The sequence below is a fragment of the Mesorhizobium sp. M1E.F.Ca.ET.041.01.1.1 genome, from assembly GCF_003997355.1.
Lineage (GTDB): Bacteria > Pseudomonadota > Alphaproteobacteria > Rhizobiales > Rhizobiaceae > Mesorhizobium.
In genome coordinates this window covers 1-1,425 of sequence record NZ_RZSL01000976.1, presented here as the reverse complement: position 1 = coordinate 1,425, position 1,425 = coordinate 1, and the positions used below count along the sequence as shown (strand labels likewise).

Genomic DNA, 1,425 nt, shown 5'->3' with positions numbered 1-1,425 from the left:
CCGCATCGGCGGCCGGCGGTGGTGCGGCCGCCGATGAGGAGGACTGCCGCCAGCGCCAGCGCCATCAGCGTCGCGGCAAGAATCGCCTGGAATTTGAACTTGAGCGCGAAGGTCAGCCAGGACGCCACGGCCTTGTAGAGGCCGGTGAACTGGTCATGCGCGTCGGAAAAGCCCTGCGGGCTCAGCGCATCGGTCAATTCGTAGCGTTTCGTCAGAACGCTGCGGAAAAGCTCGCTGCGCATGGTGGCGATCCTGTCGACCAGGCCGCTGACGCGGATCGAAAGGTTCTGCGCGCTGGCGACCACAGCATTGATCTCGGCCTTCTCTGCCGTAAGGGCAGCGCGTTCGTTGGCGACGATCGCGGGCTCTTGCTGTCCCTGAGCCGGCGCCGGCCCCAGAACCTCGATACGATTGTTGATGTCGTTGAGGCGCGAACGAAACGCCAGCGCGCTGTTCAGCGCCGCGCGCGATATATCCTCGAGCTGCAGGCGGATATCGACGAGGCCGGCATCGTCTTCGCCAGGATCGCCTATCTTCTTCTCCAAACCGTCGGCCTTGGCCGTCAGGTCCTGGATGGTCTTGGTCTGGTCGGCGATGAGCTGAGCCGAGCCATGGCCGATTGCCTGCGCCAACGCATCGAGCGACGGCTGCGCCGCGACGGCGACCATGGCGACCAGGATCAGGCGTAGCAGTCGGAAGATCATGACGTGACAGGCGACTCGCGACCGAAAAATCCCCTAAAATCCCGCCCTTGATAAAGACCGGTATATCTGGCGGCAAGCCGTCTCCATCAGTGCCCGACGACGCGGATCGGAGTCGGCCTGTCGAAAAGCGATGGCGCAATCTTGGCTTTGCGCTTCCCGCCTGCTCTATAGTCTGCCGCCTCGCACCAAAAGGACGATAGGAAGAATGGCGGAATACTCAGCCTTTTCGCTGCTCAAGAACGCGCTGACCGGCAACAAGGACTGGAAGCCGGCCTGGCGCAAGCCGGCCCCCAAGGCGTCCTATGACGTGATCGTCATCGGCGGCGGCGGCCACGGCCTTTCAACAGCCTATTATCTTGCCAAGGAACACGGCATCACCAATGTCGCGGTGCTGGAAAAGGGCTGGCTGGGCTCCGGCAATGTCGGCCGCAACACCACCGCGGTGCGCTCCAACTATCTCTTGCCGCAGAACACCCGCTTCTACGAACATTCGATGAAGCTGTGGGAGAACCTGTCGCACGACCTCAACTACAACGTCATGTTCTCGCAGCGCGGCTGCCTCAACCTCGCGCATACGCCGGCCCAGCTCGACGACTACGCCCGGCGCGGCAATGCCATGCGCCATCTCGGCGTCGACGCGGAGCTGATGAGCATCGACCAGATCAAGCGGCTTGTCCCGGCGCTGGACGTCTCGGGTTCGGCGCGCTTCCCCGTGCTTGGC

1 protein-coding gene and 1 pseudogene are annotated in these 1,425 nt (G+C 63.2%); one reads left to right on the top strand and one right to left on the bottom strand.

What is annotated here, in order from left to right:
* Positions 1–704: pseudogene (locus EOA38_RS36535) on the bottom strand (mechanosensitive ion channel family protein); the annotation flags it as partial.
* Between the two features lie 205 nt (positions 705–909).
* Here EOA38_RS36535 and EOA38_RS36530 point away from each other — a divergent pair.
* Positions 910–1,425, top strand: a 516-nt coding sequence (locus EOA38_RS36530; RefSeq protein WP_127301493.1) for an FAD-dependent oxidoreductase, incomplete at its 3' end; no start/stop codon positions are given.